The sequence below is a fragment of the Mycobacterium colombiense genome, from assembly GCF_003284975.1.
In the GTDB taxonomy this organism is placed as follows: Bacteria; Actinomycetota; Actinomycetes; order Mycobacteriales; family Mycobacteriaceae; genus Mycobacterium; species Mycobacterium europaeum_A.
In genome coordinates, this window is sequence record NZ_QMEU01000167.1 from 1 (window position 1) to 6,869 (window position 6,869).

Below are 6,869 nucleotides of genomic sequence, written 5' to 3' on the forward strand. Positions count from 1 at the left end.
GCGGGTCGATGGTGCCGTTGCCGACGAGGGGATCCCACCCCGCGGGTGGATGACGTGCCGTCGCTTTGATGCGCTGCATCACCTGGCGGGCGGTCAGCGCCGGGAAGCGAGCGCGGATCAGCGCGGCCACCCCGCTGACCATCGGGGCGGCATAGCTGGTGCCGGACACCGGCTCCGGCGCGAGTGACGTCACCGCCTCACCCGGCGCGGCGACGTCCACCCAGGGACCGGCCAGGGTGAACGGCGAGGGCGTCCCGTCGGCCTTCACCGACCCGACGGTCAGCACGTAGTCGTCGTACCAGGCCGGACTGACGGTCACCGTGAGGGTCTGCCAGGTGGCATCGCCACGTTGGGGCGGGCACTGTCCGGTGCCGCCGGTGTTGCCCGCCGCGGCCACGACGACGGCGTTCTTGACGTCGACGGCGTAAGCCAGTGCGGCACCCAACGCGCGGTCATCGGGCGGTTGGGCCGCCGGTGTGCACGCCACCGACGAAATGTTGATCACCGAGGCCCCCAGGTCGGCGGCCGTCCGGACGGCCCTCGCCATGGTGTCGACGTCGCCGACCCCGATCCGGGACCGGTCGCCGGTCGGGGCGAATTTCGCACTGGACTGGCGAATGCTGATCAACGTGGCCTCCGGTGCCACCCCGCTGAAACTGTCGGATTTGGAATCCGCTGTGGCCGCGATGATTCCGGCTACCAGGGTGCCGTGCGCATCGCAATCCTGCGTGCCGTCGCCGGTGGATACGTAGTCACCCCCGGGCACCACATCGGGCAGTCTCCGATGACGCGAGATGCCGGTGTCGATGACCGCGACCCGCTGTCCGGCGCCGCGGCTGAGTTGCCAGACCGCCGACAGGTCACCGAGATTCGCCGGCCGGTTGCGGCCCGGTCCCGAGTCGGCAGTCAGCGCGGCGCAAACCTCGCGTTGCGCGGTCGGCCACGGGGACGCCGGCCGCGCCGGCGTGGGCAACCACCTGTCGTCGACGTCCGGGGGCGAAACAGCCTGTGCCGTCGGGCTTCCGAGGGCGATCGCCAGCGTCAGCGTCGACACGGTCAGCAGCCGGCCGGCGAGCGGACTCATCATCGGAGGCTCACACCGCGGACCGCGCCGTAGAGTCCACATATCCAGCAGGTCAAGGGAACCATTGCGGCCAGCGCCAGCCATTCCAGTTGTCCGACACTGCGGCGCACGACGGCCGAGGCGGGCCGCGCCTGGGCGACGAACCCGAAATACATCGCCACCAAGACCGACACCGTTGTTGCTGCCGCGACCCAGGGAACGTGCACCGCCGCACGCGCGGCGGTGACGCCGAATGTCGTTGCGGCGATCACGATTCCGCTGATCGCGTACACCAGCGTTCGTCTGATGTCGGTGGACGGAGAGCGCAGCAGCAACAGCGCGGCGGTGAGGGTGCCGAACGCCGTGCACGACAGGCGCGGTGCTCCGGCGAGCACGGTGGCGATCGCCCCCAGGGCGGCCGATACCGACAACCCGGCCAGCAGCCCCGTCAACCAGCCCTCGGCGCGAACCGCTTGGCGGCGCACGCCCGCGTCGCTCGGGTCGGTCTTCGTCACCTCGGACGTCCCCGGGCTGGGCGCCAACCCCGCCAGCGCGATCGATGCGCGCGGCGCCGCCGAGAGCAGGCTCAGCGACACCAGCCCCGCCGCCGAGGCGATGGCGCACAATGGCGCCCCGCCGATCACACCCGCCAACGCCGCCAGCGCGATCACCACCGTACAGCACGAGATGGCCGTCAAAGTGACTGTGCTGCAACCCGATATGCGCAGCGCCGCCACCGAGGTGACCCCGGCCGCCGCTGCGGCCAGCAAGACGTGGGGAACGCCGGGCGCACCCGGCACCGCCACGAAACCGGCGAGCCCGGCAAACGCGGTGGCGATCGCGCTCAGCGCCAGCCCGGCGGTCCGGTCCCCATAGCCGCGGTGCGCCATGGTCGCCAGCCCGAGGGTGAGGGCACCGGACGCGAGCAATACGGCGGTCGTGGCCGCATCGCGGCTCCCGCCGCCGCCCAGCGCATTACGCAGGATTACCAGCCCTCCGACCGCCGCCAGGAGCGTCGCCGCCGCCGCGCCGATCAGGCGGACCGCGCGCCGGTGCAACGATTCATGGTGCGGCTCGGTGGCCTGGTCCAGTGCGGCCGCGACGGCGTCCGCCACATCGAAGTAACGGGGGCCGGGCAACGGCGTGGTGCTTCTGCTCAGCATCAAAGTCGCACCGTCAGCGATGCCGTGCTGGGCCAGCGTCATCGACGGATCCAAGCCGGCCGCCGCGGGCGGCGACAGGCGGTAGCGCACGGCTTCGCCGTCGAGACAATCGACACCGAGGAGGTCGACGATCGACGGAAGCAACACGGCGACAGGGGTTTCGGCGGGCAGGACAACATCGACGGCTGCGGTCTCCCAATGCACGCAGACGCGTCGCAGCCCGGTATCGATTGCAGGCAACGGCGAACCCTCCGGTCGGACTGAGGCAGAAACATAACCGGGTTCGATCGCGCCGGTGTCCGGCTGTCCACAGGTGACTTGTCGTCGATGTCGGTGCTACCTACCGTCGTCGCACCGGGAAGGGGATGAGGTGACTCAGAGTTTGCCGGCGGTGTCGGGGATGCCGGCCGCGGAGATCGTTGTTGACGCACCGCCGGACCTCCCGTCCGCGGCGACATCGGGCTTGTTGCCGCGGCTACTTCCGGTGGGGCTGTCCCTGGTGTGCATGGGCCTGATGGCCGCCGTGCTCAGTGCCGGGAACGGTCCGGCCCGCGCTCCCATGTTTCTGGCATTTCCCGCCATGATGCTGGTTTCGACCCTGCTGACGGGGCTGACCGGTGGCACCCGCCGTCGCGGTGGTGGCATCGACGCCGACCGCGACCAATACCTCGACTACCTGAACAGGCTGAACCGGTTCGTATCCGAAATTGCCGCGACACAGCATCACTCGTTGATCCGGGACCATCCCGATCCCGGCACGCTGTGGACCTTGATCGGCGGTCCGCGGATGTGGGAGCGGCGACCGGACGGTGCCGAATACGGCCTCGTGCGCGTGGGCGTTGGCCCCCAGCCACTTGCTCGCCGATTGGTCGCGCCGTCGCTTCCGCCGCCGGAGCATCGAGATCCGGTCACCGCGCTGGCGCTACGGCGCTTCCTGGAGGCCCACGCGACGATCCGCGCTCCGGTCGTGATCGACCTTCGGGGCGGGGCAGTGGTGCGGATCGACGGCGACCCGGCCGAGGCGCGCGGGTTACTGCGGGCCATTGTGTGCCAGCTCGCGGTGCTGCACGCACCCGATCAAGTTCTCATCGCGGCCGCCATCGACGATGAGCACCGCGAGCGCTGGGACTGGTTGAAATGGCTGCCGCACAACCGACATCCGACCGATGTCGACGCGGCGGGCCCGGCGAGGATGGTCTATTCGGGTGGTGCGCAGGCACGGCGCGCGCTCGCCGCGGTGCAAGGACCCGACATGGTTGTGGTCACCGATCTGGCCGACGGCACCGACCCCATCGTCGGCGCGACCATCCTCGGCGTGGGTAACGCCCGCGAGGGCGCACCGCTGAGCATGCCGGCGCCGGCCCCACCGGCGCCGGCATGGTGCCCCGACCAGATGTCGCCCACCGACGCGCTGGTTTGCGCCCGCCGGCTGGCCGGGTACCAGCGGCACCCGGACCGCCCGAGGGGTGCGGGCCCCAATTGGCCGGAGCTGGCGGGGCTTTCCGATCCTGATCGTTTCGACCCGGCCACGCTGTGGCGCGGGCAACGCCACCGCGACCGCCTGCGCGTACCGATCGGAATCACCGCGCAGGGTGCGCCTATCGAGTTGGACATCAAGGAGCCGGCCGAAGGGGGGATGGGCCCGCATGGGCTGTGCATCGGCGCCACCGGGTCGGGCAAGTCGGAGCTGCTGCGGACCATCGCGCTTGGCATGATGGCCCACAATTCGCCCGAGGCGCTGAACCTGCTGCTTGTCGACTTCAAGGGCGGCGCAACATTTCTCGACTATGCGAGCGCCCCGCATGTGGCCGCGGTGATCACCAACCTGGCCGACGACGCGCCGCTGGTGGCCCGGATGCGCGAGGCCCTGGCCGGCGAGATGAACCGCCGCCAGGAAGTGCTGCGGACGGCGGGTTGCGTCAGCGTCACCGCATACGAGCGCGTGCGGGCCGCTGGTGCGGCGTTGCCCGCGCTGCCCACGCTGTTCGTCATCGTCGACGAGTTCTCCGAATTGCTCAGCCAGCACCCCGATTTCGCCGACACGTTCGTCGCCATCGGCCGTCTGGGCCGGTCGCTCGGCGTGCACCTGCTGCTGGCCAGTCAGCGCCTCGATGAGGGCCGGCTACGCGGGCTGGACGCCCACCTCTCGTATCGACTCTGCCTGAAGACGCTGTCGGCCGCCGAATCCCAAGCCCTTTTGGGCAACCTCGACGCGTACCGATTGCCGAGCGCCCCCGGCGGCGGCCTCCTGCGAGTGAGCGGCGGCGAACCGATTCGCTTCCAGGCCGCCTCCGTTTCGGCGCCGCTGCCCAGGGCAACGCCGGCTCGGGTGTCCGTCGCGGCGGCCGGTTGCGTGCGGGTGTTCAGCACCGGGGTCACCGGCGCCGTCGCCCGGGCCGTCGCGGCGAGGAAAATGCCCGAAAGGAGCATCTCGCACGCCGTCCTGGACCGGTTGTCCGGCCACGGCCCGCCCGCGCACCGGGTTTGGCTGCCCCCACTCGGACCGGCGCCGGCGCTGCAGACCGTGCTGGCCGACGCCGGCCGCATGCCGCGACGCCTGACGGTGCCCATCGGCAGCGTCGATCGCCCCTTCGATCAGTGCCGGACACCGCTGATCGTCGATTTGTCCGGGGCCGCAGGCCATGTGGCCGTCGTCGGTGCGCCCCAGGCGGGAAAGTCGACCGCGCTGCGCACGCTCATCACCGCCTTGGCCGCCACGCACGATCCCGGGCAGGTGCAGTTCTACTGCCTGGATTTCGGTGGCGGGCCCCTGTCGACGGTGCACGCGCTGCCCCATGTGGGCGCGGTCGCCGGACGCGCGGATCCCCGGCTGGCCGGCCGGATAGTCGCAGAATGCGAGTCGGTCATTCGTCGCCGGGAAGCGCTGTTTCGGGAGCAGGGCATCGCCTCGATCGCCCAATACCGCCTCGGGCGCATGAGCGGCGATCGGTTCGGCGACGTGTTCCTCGTCATCGACGGCTGGGCGAGCGTGCGCCAAGAATTCGAAGCGCTGGAGGAGCCGATCATCGCGCTGGCGGCCCACGGGCTTTCGTTCGGCGTGCACCTGGTGTTGTCGGTGACGCGGTGGGCCGAGGTCCGGCCTTCACTGCGGGACCAGATCGGCACCCGCATCGAGTTACGGCTGGGCGACCCGGCCGACTCCGAGATCGACCGCCGGGCCGCGCAGCATGTGCCGCGCGACAGGCCGGGCCGCGGTCTTTCCCCCGAGGGCCTGCAGATGGTGGTCGCCGCGCCCATCGCCGAGGTCCCCGCCGGCGCGTCGGTCGCCCCGCCGATACCGCTACTGCCCCTGCAGGTGGATCGCGAGGATATCGTTCGCGGATCGAACCCCGATCCGGGCGCGCCGATGGTGTTGGGTCTGCGGGAGCGGGAATTAGACTTATGGGCAATTGATTTCGTGCGAGTGCCGCATCTGCTCGTGCTAGGCGACAACGAGTGCGGCAAGACCGCCACGCTACGGACGTTATGCCGAGAGATCGTGCGGACGAGCACGCCCACGCAAGCCCGGCTGTTGGTCGTCGACTTTCGCCGCACCCTGCTCGGTGTCGTTGAATCGGAACATCTCGACGGCTACGCGATGTCACCCGCCGCCCTGGCCGTATCGCTGCAAAGCCTGCTCGAGTCGCTTCGGACGCGGATGCCGCCGCCCGACGCCAGCCAGGCCCAATTGCGCAGTGCCACCTGGTGGTCCGGACCGCAGCTCTATGTCATCGTCGACGACTACGACCTGGTCGCCACCCCGGCGGGCAACCTCCTGGGGCCGATCGTCGAATTCTTGCCGTACGCGGCGGATCTGGGATTGCATCTGGTCATTGCCCGCCGCAGCGGCGGCCTCGAGCGCGCGATGTTCGAGCCACTGCTGGCGAGCCTGCGCGACCTCGGTTGCACGACGCTGATGATGAGCGGATGCCCGGGCGACGGCGGGTCGTTCGGTTCCAGTCAGCCGCTGAGATTGCCGCCGGGCCGTGGCGTGCTGACCACTCGCGCCGGTGACGAAGAACTTGTCCAGGTCGCCTGGAGCCCGCCATGAAAGAGCATCCCGCGATCGTTGAAGCCGGCCCGGGCACGATCCGCCGATTATGTTGCGCCACAAGCACCGTCGTCGACGCCGAGTCGTTCGACACCGTGCGGGCCGCGCTGGATGCAATAGACGACCGGGTGGCGCTGGCGGGAGAGCGCCCGGTGGCCGTCGACGCGCTGTGGGAAACCGCGCTGCGATCGGCAATCCGCGGGCACTGCGACGCGCTGGTGGTCGTGCATCCGTCGTGGTGGTCGCCCGCGCGCGTGGGCGTGGTGCACGCTGCCGGTGCCGCGGTGGCGGGCGAAGTCCGGACGCGGGCGCGGTCGTCGCTGCTGATGCAGGCATCCGGCGCCGCGCCGGACGCGACCGTGGTGGTCGAAATCGCCGAGCGACTGGTGGCGATCACCACCAGCGAGGTCACCGCCGTACCGCGCAATGCCGAACCAAAGTCCGTCGCCCGCGACGTCGCGGGCATCGTCACCGGGTTGGCTCCCGCGGCCGTGCTGATCGACACGCCGAGCACCGTCACCGGTGCGTCGGCGCTGGCGACGCTGATCGCCGACGCGGTGCGCGAAACCGGAACGGAAAGCCCGAACACTCA

Annotated in this window: 3 protein-coding genes and 1 pseudogene; 2 read left to right on the plus strand and 2 right to left on the minus strand. The window is 70.5% G+C overall.

The genetic code is table 11. From position 1 onward, the window contains the following. Both mycP and eccD read right to left on the minus strand, forming a co-directional pair. The coding region (gene mycP, locus DQP58_RS25480; RefSeq protein WP_112710857.1) for a type VII secretion-associated serine protease mycosin at positions 1-1,087 on the minus strand (1,087 nt) is incomplete at its 3' end. Beyond that, the gene (eccD, locus tag DQP58_RS25485) at positions 1,084-2,466 is read right to left on the minus strand and encodes a type VII secretion integral membrane protein EccD (RefSeq protein WP_165827956.1); all 1,383 of its coding nucleotides are present in this window, start codon (positions 2,464-2,466) and stop codon (positions 1,084-1,086) included. The genes eccD and mycP, both read right to left, overlap by 4 nt. A gap of 160 nt (positions 2,467-2,626) precedes the next feature. Between eccD and eccCa the strand changes: the two genes are divergently transcribed. Next, entirely contained in the window at positions 2,627-6,277 is a 3,651-nt protein-coding gene (eccCa, locus tag DQP58_RS25490; protein ID WP_112710856.1) for a type VII secretion protein EccCa, read from the plus strand. Next, a pseudogene (locus DQP58_RS25495) lies at positions 6,274-6,869 on the plus strand (type VII secretion-associated protein); the annotation flags it as partial. The gene eccCa and the pseudogene DQP58_RS25495, both read left to right, overlap by 4 nt.

Excerpts from the sequence above, each read along its gene's own strand:
- eccCa (WP_112710856.1), top strand. The coding sequence starts at position 2,627 with ATGCCGGCCGCGGAGATCGTTGTTGACGCACCGCCGGACCTCCCGTCC.